11 protein-coding genes and 1 rRNA gene are annotated in these 15,833 nt (G+C 47.9%); 8 read left to right on the plus strand and 4 right to left on the minus strand.

Annotated elements, in window-relative coordinates; translation table 11 throughout:
* Positions 1–36: 36 nt before the first annotated feature.
* From mnmE to rpmH, 4 genes are all read right to left on the minus strand, one after another.
* The gene (mnmE, locus tag U719_RS16170) at positions 37–1,419 is read right to left on the minus strand and encodes a tRNA uridine-5-carboxymethylaminomethyl(34) synthesis GTPase MnmE (RefSeq protein ID WP_023469860.1); all 1,383 of its coding nucleotides are present in this window, start codon (positions 1,417–1,419) and stop codon (positions 37–39) included.
* A gap of 147 nt (positions 1,420–1,566) precedes the next feature.
* Positions 1,567–2,421, minus strand: coding sequence for a membrane protein insertase YidC (gene yidC, locus U719_RS16175; RefSeq protein WP_023469861.1), 855 nt, complete (start codon positions 2,419–2,421; stop codon positions 1,567–1,569).
* 104 nt (positions 2,422–2,525) lie between these two features.
* The gene (rnpA, locus tag U719_RS16180; protein WP_023469862.1) at positions 2,526–2,876 is read right to left on the minus strand and encodes a ribonuclease P protein component; all 351 of its coding nucleotides are present in this window, start codon (positions 2,874–2,876) and stop codon (positions 2,526–2,528) included.
* 166 nt (positions 2,877–3,042) lie between these two features.
* Positions 3,043–3,177, minus strand: coding sequence for a 50S ribosomal protein L34 (gene rpmH / locus U719_RS16185; RefSeq protein ID WP_012371910.1), 135 nt, complete (start codon positions 3,175–3,177; stop codon positions 3,043–3,045).
* Positions 3,178–3,914: 737 nt separating this feature from the next.
* On the opposite strand from rpmH, the gene dnaA reads away from it, so the two are divergent.
* The 8 genes from dnaA to U719_RS16225 all read left to right on the plus strand — a co-directional run bounded on the left by dnaA (position 3,915) and on the right by U719_RS16225 (position 15,786).
* A complete protein-coding gene (gene dnaA, locus U719_RS16190; RefSeq protein ID WP_023469863.1) occupies positions 3,915–5,306 on the plus strand; it encodes a chromosomal replication initiator protein DnaA in 1,392 nt (463 codons plus the stop codon).
* Positions 5,307–5,497: 191 nt separating this feature from the next.
* Positions 5,498–6,631: a DNA polymerase III subunit beta gene (gene dnaN / locus U719_RS16195; RefSeq protein ID WP_023469864.1), complete on the plus strand. Its 1,134-nt coding sequence runs from the start codon at positions 5,498–5,500 to the stop codon at positions 6,629–6,631.
* 161 nt (positions 6,632–6,792) lie between these two features.
* Entirely contained in the window at positions 6,793–7,014 is a 222-nt protein-coding gene (gene yaaA / locus U719_RS16200) for a S4 domain-containing protein YaaA (RefSeq protein WP_023469865.1), read from the plus strand.
* A gap of 1 nt (position 7,015) precedes the next feature.
* The gene (gene recF / locus U719_RS16205; RefSeq protein ID WP_023469866.1) at positions 7,016–8,170 is read left to right on the plus strand and encodes a DNA replication/repair protein RecF; all 1,155 of its coding nucleotides are present in this window, start codon (positions 7,016–7,018) and stop codon (positions 8,168–8,170) included.
* A 10-nt stretch (positions 8,171–8,180) separates the two neighbouring features.
* Positions 8,181–10,094: a DNA topoisomerase (ATP-hydrolyzing) subunit B gene (gene gyrB, locus U719_RS16210; protein WP_200864062.1), complete on the plus strand. Its 1,914-nt coding sequence runs from the start codon at positions 8,181–8,183 to the stop codon at positions 10,092–10,094.
* 27 nt (positions 10,095–10,121) lie between these two features.
* Positions 10,122–12,734, plus strand: a complete 2,613-nt coding sequence (gene gyrA / locus U719_RS16215; RefSeq protein WP_023469868.1) for a DNA gyrase subunit A — start codon at positions 10,122–10,124, stop codon at positions 12,732–12,734.
* Positions 12,735–12,835: 101 nt separating this feature from the next.
* Positions 12,836–13,879: an HD-GYP domain-containing protein gene (locus U719_RS16220; RefSeq protein WP_023469869.1), complete on the plus strand. Its 1,044-nt coding sequence runs from the start codon at positions 12,836–12,838 to the stop codon at positions 13,877–13,879.
* Between the two features lie 345 nt (positions 13,880–14,224).
* Positions 14,225–15,786 (plus strand): 16S ribosomal RNA (locus U719_RS16225).
* The last annotated feature ends 47 nt before the right edge of the window (positions 15,787–15,833 follow it).

The raw sequence follows: 15,833 nt of genomic DNA on the forward strand, positions 1-15,833 counted from the left end.
GTTCCTCCTTCTTATTCCACACGCAGTCGTCTCGAATTATTTCCCGAGACAGAACTGCGAAAACAACTGATCCAATAAACTATCCTGTGCTGTATCACCATTGATTTCGCCAAGCGTATCCCACGCTCGTCGTAAATCGATCTGTACCATGTCGATCGGCATCGCTGCTTCTGCTGCACCGAGAGCATCTTCAATCATTTGACTCGCTCGTTTGATGAGCTGGATGTGACGCGCATTTGAGACGTACGTCATATCCTGACTTTCGACACCCTGTTCAAAGAACAGACTCGCAATCGCTGCTTCGAGATCGTTGACGCCTGCTTCTTCGAGCAAGGATGTCGTGACGATTGGTCGACCATCAGCAAGCTCCGTGACACGCGCTAAGTCAATCTGTTGCGCCAAGTCACTCTTGTTGACGATGATGATCGCGTTCATCCCTTTGATTGCTTCAAACAGCAAGACGTCCTCATCCGTCAGAACATCATTCCCGTTCAGGACGAGTAAGATTAAATCGGCCGTCTTCAAAGCCTGACGCGACTTTTCAACACCCATCCGTTCGACGATATCTTCCGTCTCGCGAATCCCTGCCGTATCAATCAACTTCAACGGTACACCGCGAACATTGACGTACTCCTCGATCGTATCGCGTGTCGTTCCCGCGATATCCGTGACGATGGCCTTTGCTTCTTGCACCAATGTGTTGAGCAAAGACGACTTTCCGACGTTCGGACGACCGATGATCGCTGTGGATAACCCTTCGCGCAAGATTTTTCCTTGGCGTGCCGTTGTTAATAACTCTGCCAAAATCGCGCGGACAGCACCAGCATCACGTTCGACGATCTGTTGCGTCATCTCTTCTGCATCGTATTCCGGGTAATCGATGTTGACTTCGATCGCAGCAATCGTCTGTAACAATTGTTGACGTAAGTCTTGGACGAGTTTTGAGAGACGTCCTTCAATCTGACTGACGGCGACATGCATCGCTCGGTCCGTCTTCGCCCGGATCAGATCCATGACGGCTTCCGCTTGTGATAAATCGATTCGTCCGTTCAAGAACGCACGTTTCGTAAATTCACCAGGTTCCGCCAGCCGGACTTCCGGTTGGGCGAGGATGAGTTCGAGGACACGATTGACCGCGACGACTCCTCCATGACAATTCAATTCGATGACATCTTCACGTGTAAACGTCTTTGGTGCGCGCATGACACTCACCATTACTTCATCGACGACACGGTCCGCCTCATGGTCGACCAATTTCCCGTAATGAATCGTATGGGTTGGTACTTCCGTCAAGCGGTTGCTCCCTTTGTAAACACGGTCGGCTACAGCGACTGCATCAGGACCTGATAAGCGCACGATCGCAATCGCCCCTTCTCCCATCGGCGTCGAAATCGCGGCAATCGTATCAAATTCCATCATCCGTTCTTCCACCTCGTTTTTCTTCTGTCTTTTTATGAGTATTTAATCCTTAATCGTTGCAATGGGTATAACGAAACAACTATACACGAAATGACGCAAAAGAAAAAGAGCGACACTCTGTCAAAACAAAGCGTCGCTCTTCACGTATTAGCGTTTCTTTTTCGATTTTTTAGGAGCCGGAGCTGCTTGTGCCGCTTCTTTTTCACGTTTAGCAGCCATTGTCGCTTCCGTCTGCAACTTAATCTTTTCACGCATCGGCTTCATGATGACGATCGTGACGATGATCGAGAAGATGTAACCGACGACCCAGTAAAGCGAAAGGGCAGATGGGAGTGTAACACCCATGATGAAGATCATGATCGGGAAGACGTAGAGCATGATTTTCATTTGTGGGTTGTCTTCTTGACCTGCCATCGAGATCTTTTGTTGCAGATACGTCAGTACTGCAGACATGATCGGCAAGATGAAGAATGGATCCGGTTTCCCAAGGTCGAACCAGAGGAACGTATGTTGGAAAATAGCCGGTGTATAAATGATGGCATTGTAGAACGCGATCAAGATCGGCATTTGGATCAAGATCGGTAAACAGCCTGCAAGTGGATTGACGTTATGCTCTTGGTAAAGCTTCATCATTTCCTGTTGCAATTTCTGTTGCGTCTCTTGGTCTTTTGAGCTGTATTTCTCACGAAGCTTCATCATTTCCGGTTGAATGACTTGCATTCCACCCATACTCTTCGTTTGTTTAATCATCAATGGAAGGATGACAAGACGAACGAGAAGTGTCGTAATGATGATTCCAATACCGTAATCACCGCTAAAGAACTGTGAAATCTCACGAATCAACCACGCCATCGGCCAAACGAAGTAATGTTTCCAAAAACCTTCTGTGTCTGCTGTGATCGGTTCACCAGTACCATACGAACTAGGTGTACAGCCGGATAATACGATCGCGAGCACGGACATGAGTCCGAGAGTTAACCAAATCTTAGTTCTCTTGTTCATAATTCCTCCTAGAAATTGTTTACGCTTTGTCGAACGCCATCTTCTTCTATAGTAAGGCAAGGAAAGGGAGCGCCGTACAAATCAACAGGATGCATTGCTACGATTCATTTTTTTGATCGCATCCAGACACCGGAACGTTTGAGCACGTGACGGAGACTGTCAGCCACTTCTTGCGCGGTCATCTTCGCGGCCGGATTGCGCGCGATGATCACCAAATCATAATTCGGGGCAATCGAGGCTTCATGCTGCTGGCATGCTTCCCGAAGATACCGTTTTACCTGATTCCGGACGACGGCATTCCCGATTTTCTTACTGACGGATAAACCAACCCGAAAGTGAGTCTGTTGCTCCTTTTTCAAGGCATACACGACAAATTGCCGATTTGCGACAGAGGCTCCTTTAGTAAACACCGCTTGGAACTCCTTGTCTTTCTTGACGCGGTATTCCTTCTTCACCTTATTCACACTCCATCCTGACACTACGAAAATTCGTCGTCTCTCATCATATCATAGAATAAACATGCGACGCGATAGGGCGCATGTGACAAAAGCACGAACACATGAAAAAACATAAAAAAAAATCACCTCGGATCATGCCCGAAGTGATGGATGCATCAATGCATTAGACAGTCAAGGCTTTGCGGCCCTTAAGACGGCGAGCAGCCAAGATACGGCGGCCACTCTTCGTAGCCATACGCGCACGGAATCCGTGAACTTTTTTACGCTTACGGTTGTTTGGGTTGAAAGTTGGTTTCATTCGTCTGCACCTCCTTTAAAAGATCTTTATAACCAATTGTTATTTTCTACTTTAAGGCAGTCTTGTACATTATATAAACTGATTGTGGCATTGTCAATGAAAGTTCAGAAGATTTCTTGTCCTGCTTAAGGGATTTCTGGTTTGAAAACAGGCGATAGGATTCGACTGCGCAAACTCTATTACGCGATAGAATACATATCGATCATGGAGGGGATGTGTGTAGACTTATCCACCTATCCACAGACTTATCCACATTATCCACACTTTCCGTGGATAACTCTTCACTTTGTCTACAATAGTATTTTTTAAAATCGACGTCAATCCTCGATTTTCGATTTCTTTTTTCGTCCTCTTTCGTATTTTGTGAATAACTCTTTTTCAACGCTTCCTCTTTCGAAAAGTTATCCACCTCTTATCCACAATTTATCCACACTATCCACAGCTTGTGGGTAACTACCTGTGGACGGTTTAATTTACTTGTGGATAAATCATTCCAACCATTGCCAGGGCTCATTTCTTTTGATACACTAATTGTGCATAACATGATCCTGATTGTTCAGGACAAAACAAGTTATACACACCCTGTGGATAACTTTATACACAGATTCAACTGCCTGTGGATAACGTTATCCACAGTTTTTACGTTATGGGGATAAGTCGAGTTTCTTCATTAACTTTGTCTGTGTATAAGCCTGTGTACAAAAATTTTCTATCTTGATAAAAAAAGGGGGGTATTTATGAAAAACGCTGCCGAACTTTGGCATAATGTCTTATCTGTGATCGAGGAAGAGGAACGAACACCGAAAGCTAGTTATGATATGTGGTTGAAATCCACAGAAGGCGTCACGCTAAATGGAACGACACTACTCGTTTCAGCACCAGCTGCATTTACGGTGACATGGCTCGAGCGCCAGTACTTATCTTTACTCGAAGACACAGTTGAGGAAGTAACAGGAAGCCGACTCGATATTCAGTTCATTGAAGAGGGACAAGCGAAGAAAATGCTCGATCGACAAGAAGAGGAACGTGTTGAGGCAACACCGACTCCGAAATCGCGTCCATCGAACATGCGGAGACCAACAGAGGAATTGACGATGAGTGAACTCGGACAATTGAATGAGAAGTATACGTTCGATACATTCGTCATCGGATCGGGGAACCGTTTTGCGCATGCCGCTTCACTCGCTGTTGCGGAAGCGCCTGCTAAAGCATACAATCCGCTTTTCATCTATGGTGGCGTTGGTCTTGGCAAAACCCATCTGATGCATGCCATCGGACAGTACGTTCAAGATCAAAATCTCGGGACACGGATTGCCTATGTCTCTTCTGAACGCTTTACGAATGACTTCATTAACTCCATCCGCGATAATAAGACGGTTGAGTTTCGAAATAAATACCGTAACATCGATGTCCTCTTAATTGATGACATTCAGTTCCTTGCGGGCAAAGAACAGACGCAAGAAGAGTTTTTCCATACGTTCAATGCCCTGCACAACGACCAAAAACAAATCATCATCTCAAGTGACCGACCACCAAAAGAGATTCCAACGCTTGAAGATCGGCTTCGTTCTCGTTTTGAATGGGGATTGATCACAGACATCACGCCACCGGATCTCGAGACACGGATTGCGATCTTACGGAAAAAGGCGAATGCGGAGCAGCTTGACGTCTCAAACGAAGTCATGCTCTACATCGCGAGTCAGATTGATACGAACATTCGGGAGCTCGAAGGGGCGTTGACGCGTGTCATTGCCTATGCGAATCTCGTCGGGCGACCAATCGATCCAAATGTCGCTGCAGAAGCCTTGCATAACATCATGCCGGTCGCTGAACCGCGTAAAGTTACGATTCGTGACATCCAGGAGTCGGTCAGTAAACATTTCAACTTACCGTTTGATGATCTTAAGGCGAAGAAACGAACGAAATCGATTGCCTTCCCACGTCAAATCGCGATGTATCTTTCGCGTGAGATGACAGAAAGCTCTTTACCGAAAATCGGAGAAGAATTCGGGGGACGCGACCATACGACCGTCATCCATGCCCATGAAAAGATCAGTATGTTGATCAAATCGGACGGGGAAACTGGGAAAGTCATTGAACAAATCAAACATGAATTGAAGCATTCGTAAAACTGTGGATAAACATGTGGATAAAGTAGGGTAGTTATCCACAACTTATCCACACCGTTTTTGGCTTTATATCAAGTTATCCACCGACTTATCCACACTATCCACAGCCCCTAAGACTATTATTAAAAAAATATATTATTATGTTATGATGGGCGCATGCCCATTATTTTCGAGAGGAGTCTAACGACGATATGCATATCACCATTCAACGCGAAGCTTTAATTCAAGCAGTACAAGATGTAGCCAAAGCGGTCTCATCCCGCACGACGATTCCGATTCTGACAGGAATCAAACTCGAAGCTCATGGAGATGGTATGACGCTGACAGGAAGCGATACAGAAATCTCGATTGAACGGACGATCTATGCAGAAGAGAATGGAACATCTTATGTCACGGTTCACCGTGCTGGTAGTGTCGTCTTGAATGCCCGCTTCTTCGGCGATATCGTCAAAAAGATGCCAAAAGACGAAGTCACACTCGAAGTCTCACCGAACTTCATGACACGGATTCAATCAGGAACAGCGGAATTCCATTTGAACGGTCTTGATCCAGATGAGTTCCCACGCCTTCCGCAAGTCGATGGGGGACAACGTTTCCGTTTACCGGCTGATCTCTTACGTTCGATGATTCGTCAAACAAGCTTTGCTGTCGCTGTTCAAGAAACACGTCCTGTTCTGACAGGTGTGAACTTCTCAGCTGACAAAGGCATCTTGACGTGTGTCTCAACGGATAGTCACCGTTTAGCCCTTCGTCGTGCTCAGTTTGAGACAGATACAGATATCTCGTTCCAGAACGTCATCGTTCCAGGGAAGAGCTTAAATGAATTATCGAAGTTGCTTGGGGACGGTCATGTGGATATCACGATCACGAACCAACAAATCTTGTTCAAGATGAAGCACGTCCTCTTCTTCTCGCGTCTACTCGACGGAAACTATCCGGATACATCACGTTTGATTCCAGAAGAGTACCGGACAGCTGTCCGCATGAATGCGAAAGAATTGCTTCAAGCGATCGATCGCGCGTCGCTGCTTGCACGTGAGGACCGTAACAATGTCATCAAGTTCGCAGCTGAAGGAACGACAGCGGTCGAGATCTCTTCGCATTCACCAGAAGTCGGGAAAGTCTCGGAGCAAGTCAGCATCCTGTCGCTTGAAGGAGAAGAGCTGAAAATCTCGTTCAACTCGAAGTACATGATGGATGCCTTGAAGGCGCTTGACGCGACAGATATCGAAATCCAGTTCACGGGTTCGATTCGTCCATTCATCTTGCATCCAGTCGATCAAGATAATGTCCTGCAACTGATTCTTCCAGTCCGGACAGCATAAGCATCAACAGAAAACACGTGACAAGACGGGTTCGATCGTTTCGACATCGGACCCGTCTTTTCGTATACCGTATATACGTTCGGGGATTTTGCTAAATCGTCTAATGTTTAGTACAATAAAGAGTACGTCATTTATAATATGTAGGTAGGAGGAGTCAATCCATGCAAGAAATCAGAATTACAACGGAATACGTCACATTAGGGCAGTTCCTGAAGCTATCGGATATCATCTCAAGCGGAGGACAAGCCAAACCGTTTTTAGCAGAGGTACCGATTCTAGTCAACGGCGAGGTCGATCAGCGACGTGGTCGTAAATTACGGGATGGAGACATCATTGATGTAGAAGACTACGGTCAGTTCATCATCAAGAACGAGGGCAACTAACGTGCGGCTGGATTCAGTCCGACTCAGTCATTATCGCAACTATGACGCACTCGAACTGTCATTCTCCGAAAAAACGAATGTCCTGATTGGTGAAAATGCACAAGGGAAGACGAACTTACTGGAAGCGATCTATGTCCTTGCTCTCGCGAAGTCGCACCGGACGACGCATGACAAGGAACTGATCGGTTGGGACCAGGAAACAGCGCGCGTCGAAGGACGTGTCGTCAAGCGGACCGGCTCCCATGTTCAAGAAATCGTCATCTCGGGTCGCGGGAAAAAAGCAAAGCTGAATCATCTAGAGCAACGACGCTTAAGTGATTATGTTGGGGCACTGAACATCGTTTTATTCGCCCCAGAAGATTTGCATATCGTCAAAGGTAGTCCACAAGTCCGCCGACGATTTCTCGATATGGAGATCGGTCAAGTCAGCCCGGTTTATCTGCATGAATTGAGCCAGTATCTGAAAGTGTTGAAGCAGCGGAACGCATTGCTGAAACAACTGTCCATGAAGGGAGGAGACGAGACCTTCCTTGATATCTTGACGGAGCAAATGATTACGCTAGCCGTTAAAATCGTTCAGCGCCGGCATCATTTCATGGCCCAGCTCGAAAAATGGGCACGACCGATTCATGACGGAATCAGTCGTGGACAGGAAGAACTCGCGCTCATCTATCGTTCGGACACATTCGGCGACGAATTACTCGATGTCGAAGGAATGACTGCGTCCTACACGCGGAAGTTTGGTAAAATAAAAGAAAATGAAATCCGAAGAGGAGTTACGTTGTTTGGACCACATCGCGATGACTTCGAGATGGAAGTCAATGGACGAAATGTCCAAACGTATGGTTCACAAGGACAACAACGGACAGCAGCCCTCTCGTTAAAGCTTGCGGAGATCGAATTGATTCATGAGGAAGTAGGGGAATATCCGCTTCTTCTGCTCGACGATGTCTTATCCGAACTTGATGATCATCGTCAGACACATTTGCTCGATACGATGCAACAAAAGGTCCAGACGATCCTGACGACGACAAGCGTCGACGGGATTGCGCATGAAACGATCAACCAAGCGAAGTTGTTCCACGTGAAACAAGGGACGGTCGATTTGGAAGAGACATCATATAAAGAAACAGTAGGTGAGAAAACCGATGAGTAATCATGAAGATATGGAATTGGAACAAGGGTACGGTGCCGATCAGATTCAAGTACTTGAAGGATTAGAAGCAGTACGTAAACGTCCAGGGATGTATATCGGCTCGACGGCATCAAAGGGTCTCCATCACCTCGTATGGGAGATCGTCGATAACTCGATCGATGAGGCGCTCGCAGGGTACTGTGACACGATCAAGGTGACGATCGAACCAGGGAACTCGATCTTAGTCGAGGATAATGGACGCGGTATTCCAGTCGACATTCAAGAGAAGATGGGTCGTCCTGCCGTTGAGGTCATCCTGACAGTCCTCCACGCCGGTGGTAAGTTCGGCGGCGGCGGATATAAAGTATCGGGTGGACTACACGGTGTTGGGGCTTCGGTCGTTAACGCCCTGTCGACGAAACTTGAAGTATTCGTCAAACGGAACGAGAAGCTGTATTACCAAGCGTATCATCGCGGTGTACCAGCGCAAGATCTCGAAGTCATCGGAACATCAGAAGAGACAGGAACGACGATTCGTTTCTTCCCAGACGGTGAGATTTTCCAAGAGACGCTCGAGTATGACTATGATTTGCTAGCGACACGCCTGCGGGAACTTGCTTTCTTGAACAAAGGCTTGAAGATCATCATCACGGACGATCGTGCGGATGAGCCGATGACGCGTAGCTTCCACTACGAAGGTGGGATCAAGTCCTACGTCGAACACTTGAACCGTTCAAAAGAAGTCGTTCATGCGGAACCCGTTTATGTACACGGTACAAAAGACGGCATCGAAGTCGAAGTCGCACTTCAGTATAACGACGGATTTGCGTCAAACATCTACTCGTTCACGAACAATATCCCGACGCATGAGGGTGGTACGCATGAGACGGGCTTCAAGACGGCTTTGACACGGGTCATCAATGACTACGCAAAGAAGTTCGGTTTGATGAAGGATGCAGACGGCACGTTATCCGGTGAGGACGTGCGTGAAGGAATGACCGCGATCGTTTCCGTCAAACACCCGAACCCACAGTTCGAAGGTCAGACGAAAACGAAACTCGGGAACTCCGACGCGCGTACGGTTACGGATTCACTTTTCTCTGGTGCATTTGAGCAGTTCATGCTCGAAAACCCAACGAATGCACGCGCAATCGTCGAAAAAGGGATGATGGCGTCACGCGCCCGGATGGCAGCGAAACGCGCCCGTGAACTGACACGCCGTAAAGGTGTTCTCGAAGTGAGCTCGCTTCCAGGTAAACTGGCCGACTGTTCGTCACGTGATGCCTCGATTTCCGAATTGTACATCGTTGAGGGTGACTCGGCGGGTGGTTCGGCGAAATCTGGACGTGATCGTCATTTCCAAGCCATCTTACCGATTCGCGGTAAAATCTTGAACGTGGAGAAAGCACGTCTCGATAAGATTCTCGGAAGCAATGAGATTCGGACGATCATCACAGCACTCGGAACAAGTATCGGTTCTGAGTTCAATATTGAAAAAGCACGCTATCACAAAGTCATCATCATGACCGATGCCGATGTCGATGGTGCCCACATCCGGACACTCTTGTTGACGTTCTTCTACCGTTACATGCGTCCGCTTGTCGAGCATGGGTATGTCTATATTGCTCAGCCACCGCTATACGGGATCAAACAAGGGAAGAACATCACGTACGTGCATAACGAACGTGAATTGACAGAGGCGCTTGCAGCGCTTCCTGAAAACGCACGGTACGACATTCAGCGCTACAAAGGTCTTGGGGAGATGGATCCAGAGCAACTTTGGGAAACGACGATGGATCCAAGTGGTCGTCAAATGTTACGTGTCGAGCTTCAAGATGCGATCGAAGCAGATGAAGTCTTTGATATCTTGATGGGAGATCAAGTCGAACCACGACGCGACTTCATTCAATCACACGCACATTACGTCAAGAACCTGGATATTTAACGCTGAACAGAGAGGGTGGCCAGAAGCATGTCCGAACAAAATCACGGAATCATCAAGGATATTAATATCAGTCAAGAGATGCGTACGTCCTTCATGGACTACGCGATGAGCGTCATCGTCGCACGTGCTCTTCCGGACGTACGGGACGGCTTAAAACCCGGACACCGCCGGATTCTCTATGCGATGAACGACCTCGGTATTCGTGCCGATAAACCACATAAAAAGTCTGCCCGTATCGTCGGGGAAGTCATCGGTAAGTATCACCCGCACGGGGATTCTGCCGTCTATGACACGATGGTCCGCATGGCGCAAGACTTCAGCTACCGTTACGAACTCGTCGATGGACACGGAAACTTCGGGTCTGTCGATGGGGACTCAGCGGCAGCGATGCGATATACGGAAGCCCGTATGTCAAAAATCGCGATGGAGATCGTTCGCGATATCAACAAAAACACAGTCGATTTCAAAGATAACTACGATGGTTCGGAACGCGAACCGGAAGTCTTACCGTCGCGCTTCCCGAACTTACTCGTCAACGGTTCGAGCGGGATCGCGGTCGGGATGGCAACAAACATTCCACCACATCAGCTTGGCGAAGTCATCGATGGTGTCTTAGCCTTGTCGCACGATCCAGAAATCACGATCCAAGAACTGATGCAGCACATTCCGGGACCTGATTTCCCGACAGCTGGTGAAATTCTTGGTCGGAGTGGGATTCGTCGCGCTTATGAGACAGGACGTGGCTCAATCATCGTCCGTGCGAAAGCAGAAATCGAACAGACGAAGAAAGACCGGGAACGGATCATCGTGACGGAGCTTCCTTATCAGGTCAACAAAGCCCGCCTCGTTGAAAAGATTGCCGATCTCGTTCGCGAGAAAAAGATCGAAGGTATCACCGATTTACGAGATGAGTCAGATCGCCGCGGTATGCGCATCGTCATGGAAATCCGTCGTGACGCAAATGCGAGCGTCATCTTAAACAACTTGTATAAACAGACGTCGATGCAAACGACGTTTGGTGTCAATATGCTTGCGATCGTCGGCGGACGTCCGAAAACATTGACGCTCAAGGAAATGCTTTATCATTACCTCGAGCATCAAAAAGAAATCGTGCGTCGTCGGACACAGTTCGATCTCGAAAAAGCAGAAGCACGTGAACACTTACTCGCTGGTCTACGGATTGCACTCGATCATTTGGATGAAGTCATTCAAATCATCCGCGGGAACCGGACAGCAGACGCAGCACGTGAACAGTTGATGGAGCGTTTTGCGTTATCCGAGAAACAATCACAAGCGATTCTTGATATGCGCTTGCAACGCCTGACAGGTCTTGAACGGGAGAAGATCGAAGCAGAGTATGACGAAATCATGCAATTGATCGCGGAACTGAACCGCATCCTTGCGAGTGAGGAAGTCTTGCTTGATTTAATCCGGACAGAGCTCGAGGAGTTGAAAGAACGTTTCAACGACGAACGTCGGACGGAAATCCGCATGGACCACATCGAATTCGAAGACGAAGATTTGATTCCGGAACAGGATATCATCATCACGTTGACAAGCAGTGGCTATATCAAACGGATGACGACGGATTCGTACCGGACACAACGCCGCGGCGGACGTGGGGTTCAAGGAATCGGAACGAATGACGAGGATTACGTCACGCGTCTCTTATCTTGTTCGACTCATGATACGATCCTATTCTTTACGAACCGCGGAAAAGTCTACCGGATTCGTGGATATGAAGTACCGGAGATGAGCCGGACATCAAAAGGTGTACCGATCATCAACCTCATCCAAATCGAACGCGACGAAAAGGTCGAGACGATGATTCCAGTCAACTTCAAACGTTATCTCGAGGAGCAACAAGCAACTGAAGCACCTGTCGAGGTGATTGAGGGAGAGATTGAAGAGACGGAAGAAACGCTCGAAACGGAAGAAGTCGTTCAAGATGAGCAAAAATCATTGATCTTCATGACACGTAAAGGACGCGTCAAACGTTCACCGTTGTCTGCGTACGCACGGATCAACAAAAACGGTTTGATCGCGATTCGATTGTTTGAAGACGACGAGTTGACATCGGTTCGTCTCGCATCGACGGACGATGAAGTCTTTGCTGTTTCAACAAGTGGGAAAGCGATTCGTTTCCCAATCACGAATGTCCGCTCGATGGGACGTGGCGCTCGTGGTGTCAAAGCGATGACGTTACGTCCAGACGATTTCGTCGTCGGGATGGAACTTGCACGTGATGCCCAAGATGTTCTTGTCATTACGGAAAAAGGATTCGGTAAACGGACACCGATGACCGAGTTCCGTAGCCAGTCTCGTGGTGGTAAAGGATTGATCGCGAGTAAGGTGACAGAACGCGTCGGTCAAATCGTTGCCATGCGAATCGTTGATGTCGATGATGACATCATGATCATGACAGAGAGCGGGATCGTCATTCGGACAGACTCGCAATACATCTCACGTGTCGGCCGGAATACCCAAGGGGTGAAGGTCATTCGAATTGAAGAAGGTGACCGTGTTGCAACGGTTGCCAAACTGAAACGCGAAGAGACTGATGAAATGGAAGAAGACACTGATATCGTGTCTGAAGAGAATGTAGTCGAATCGGATGCTTCAGAAGAAGCGGAAGAGTAAGTAAGACATCAGCAAGGAAGCAGCAGAGTGATACTACTCTGCTGCTTTTATCTACATATATAGATAGAAAGAAAATAAAATAAAAAAGGAGACGAAACGATATGCGAGTGGCAAGTAATCAATTACGCATCGGGGATCGTTTAACGGAACCCATCTATTTACATACAGATCATCCAATCGTAGAAGCAGGTAAAAAGATAGGAACGGATGAGTTACGGCGGATTCAACGATTTTTGATTAAAGAAGTCGTCATCGAAGATCGACCGGATTTAATCGAGAGCGAGGAGGCGCAAACTGAAACCGTAGCGGCTCATACAGAAAATCCGTTTGAAGCATTCATTCGTTCTTACAATAAAGTCTTCATGTCATGGGAACAGGGAATAAAGCCGAATGTGTATGAAGCATTGAGCTGGGTCAAACAGTCCGTTCCAGAACGGATTACGAGACAAGATGTCTTACCATTCTTCCTCGAGCGAGGAACGGAAGCTTATACCGTTCGACATGCCATCTATCGAGGGGCAATTGCGCAAATGCTTGCTGAAGCAGTCGGAAAAGATCGGAAATTAATCCATGAGTTATGGACAGCTTCTTATTTTGCTGACTACGGTCTCGCGCGAATCATGGAATGGCGTCATACGAAACGCTATGAAGCAATGCAACAAGAAATCTTCCACCGGCACCCCGCAATGGCATATCAAGCATTGCAAAAGGAGACGATCATTTCAGATACGGTCAATCGCTTGATTGTTCAACATCATGAACGACTAGATGGAACGGGTTATCCTTTAAAGGTAAAGGGAGATAAGATTACGGATCATAGTCGACTTTTTATTGTGGCAGATGTCTTTGCTGCGATGACAAGTTGGCGTCCATATCGAGAAGCATATACACCGTTTGATGCATACCGTCATTTAAAAGCACGACCGATGCAATATTGCTCGAAGTATGTCCTATTGCTCGGACAGTTACTTTTACCAATCGAAGTCGGTGATCGTGTCCTGATGAGTAATGGAAAGATTGCAACGATCGTTCGAAAGAATACAATTTTTGATCGACCTGTTATTTCATATGAAGAACAAGGACGGATGATAGTCATTGATTTAATGGAAGAACGGCAACATAGCATCATTCAGTTGATGGATTAATAGGAAATACGTAGCCTCTTGAGCCGGAATCGTAAGGTTCAAGAGGCTTGTTCATGATTTTAAAAACAATTTTAAAATAAGTGTTGCACAATAATAAAACGCATGATATATTATTACATGTCCTTAACAACGACAAGCGCTTGAAACAAACAAAAAAACAATTTCAAAAAAGTTGTTGACTTCTTGTTTCAAACTTGGTATTCTAATTGAGTCGCCAAAACAGGCGCGGACGAACTTTGAAAACTGAACGATGAGGCAAAAATCGTATTCTACGGAATACAAACATGAATGAAGCGCAAGCTTCGTCAATCGTGACTTCGGTCACACAACGAGCAAGTCAAACACTTCATGGAGAGTTTGATCCTGGCTCAGGACGAACGCTGGCGGCGTGCCTAATACATGCAAGTCGAGCGCAGGAAACTGACGGAACTCTTCGGAGGGAAGGCAGTGGAATGAGCGGCGGACGGGTGAGTAACACGTAAGGAACCTGCCTCAAGGATTGGGATAACTCCGAGAAATCGGAGCTAATACCGGATAGTTCATCGGACCGCATGGTCCGTTGATGAAAGGCGCTCCGGCGTCACCTTGAGATGGCCTTGCGGTGCATTAGCTAGTTGGTGGGGTAACGGCCCACCAAGGCGACGATGCATAGCCGACCTGAGAGGGTGATCGGCCACACTGGGACTGAGACACGGCCCAGACTCCTACGGGAGGCAGCAGTAGGGAATCTTCCACAATGGACGAAAGTCTGATGGAGCAACGCCGCGTGAGTGATGAAGGTTTTCGGATCGTAAAACTCTGTTGTAAGGGAAGAACACGTACGAGAGGAAATGCTCGTACCTTGACGGTACCTTACGAGAAAGCCACGGCTAACTACGTGCCAGCAGCCGCGGTAATACGTAGGTGGCAAGCGTTGTCCGGAATTATTGGGCGTAAAGCGCGCGCAGGCGGCCTTTTAAGTCTGATGTGAAAGCCCCCGGCTCAACCGGGGAGGGCCATTGGAAACTGGAAGGCTTGAGTACAGAAGAGAAGAGTGGAATTCCACGTGTAGCGGTGAAATGCGTAGAGATGTGGAGGAACACCAGTGGCGAAGGCGACTCTTTGGTCTGTAACTGACGCTGAGGCGCGAAAGCGTGGGGAGCAAACAGGATTAGATACCCTGGTAGTCCACGCCGTAAACGATGAGTGCTAGGTGTTGGGGGGTTTCCGCCCCTCAGTGCTGAAGCTAACGCATTAAGCACTCCGCCTGGGGAGTACGGCCGCAAGGCTGAAACTCAAAGGAATTGACGGGGACCCGCACAAGCGGTGGAGCATGTGGTTTAATTCGAAGCAACGCGAAGAACCTTACCAACTCTTGACATCCCATTGACCGCTTGAGAGATCAAGTTTTCCCTTCGGGGACAATGGTGACAGGTGGTGCATGGTTGTCGTCAGCTCGTGTCGTGAGATGTTGGGTTAAGTCCCGCAACGAGCGCAACCCCTATCCTTAGTTGCCAGCATTCAGTTGGGCACTCTAGGGAGACTGCCGGTGACAAACCGGAGGAAGGTGGGGATGACGTCAAATCATCATGCCCCTTATGAGTTGGGCTACACACGTGCTACAATGGACGGTACAAAGGGCAGCGAGACCGCGAGGTGGAGCCAATCCCATAAAGCCGTTCCCAGTTCGGATTGCAGGCTGCAACTCGCCTGCATGAAGTCGGAATCGCTAGTAATCGCAGGTCAGCATACTGCGGTGAATACGTTCCCGGGTCTTGTACACACCGCCCGTCACACCACGAGAGTTTGCAACACCCGAAGCCGGTGAGGTAACCGCAAGGAGCCAGCCGTCGAAGGTGGGGTAGATGATTGGGGTGAAGTCGTAACAAGGTAGCCGTATCGGAAGGTGCGGCTGGATCACCTCCTTTCTAAGGAAAACGTCCCTTACGGGACATGCCCATCGTTCAGTTTTGAG

The organism is Exiguobacterium sp. MH3, assembly GCF_000496635.1.
GTDB classification, from domain to species: domain Bacteria; phylum Bacillota; class Bacilli; order Exiguobacteriales; family Exiguobacteriaceae; genus Exiguobacterium_A; species Exiguobacterium_A indicum.

Excerpts from the sequence above, each read along its gene's own strand:
- gyrA (WP_023469868.1), top strand. The coding sequence starts at position 10,122 with ATGTCCGAACAAAATCACGGAATCATCAAGGATATTAATATCAGTCAA.
- yidC (WP_023469861.1), bottom strand. The coding sequence starts at position 2,421 with ATGAACAAGAGAACTAAGATTTGGTTAACTCTCGGACTCATGTCCGTG.
- mnmE (WP_023469860.1), bottom strand. The coding sequence starts at position 1,419 with ATGATGGAATTTGATACGATTGCCGCGATTTCGACGCCGATGGGAGAA.
- dnaA (WP_023469863.1), top strand. The coding sequence starts at position 3,915 with ATGAAAAACGCTGCCGAACTTTGGCATAATGTCTTATCTGTGATCGAG.
- yaaA (WP_023469865.1), top strand. The coding sequence starts at position 6,793 with ATGCAAGAAATCAGAATTACAACGGAATACGTCACATTAGGGCAGTTC.
- U719_RS16220 (WP_023469869.1), top strand. The coding sequence starts at position 12,836 with ATGCGAGTGGCAAGTAATCAATTACGCATCGGGGATCGTTTAACGGAA.
- rpmH (WP_012371910.1), bottom strand. The coding sequence starts at position 3,177 with ATGAAACCAACTTTCAACCCAAACAACCGTAAGCGTAAAAAAGTTCAC.
- dnaN (WP_023469864.1), top strand. The coding sequence starts at position 5,498 with ATGCATATCACCATTCAACGCGAAGCTTTAATTCAAGCAGTACAAGAT.
- gyrB (WP_200864062.1), top strand. The coding sequence starts at position 8,181 with ATGGAATTGGAACAAGGGTACGGTGCCGATCAGATTCAAGTACTTGAA.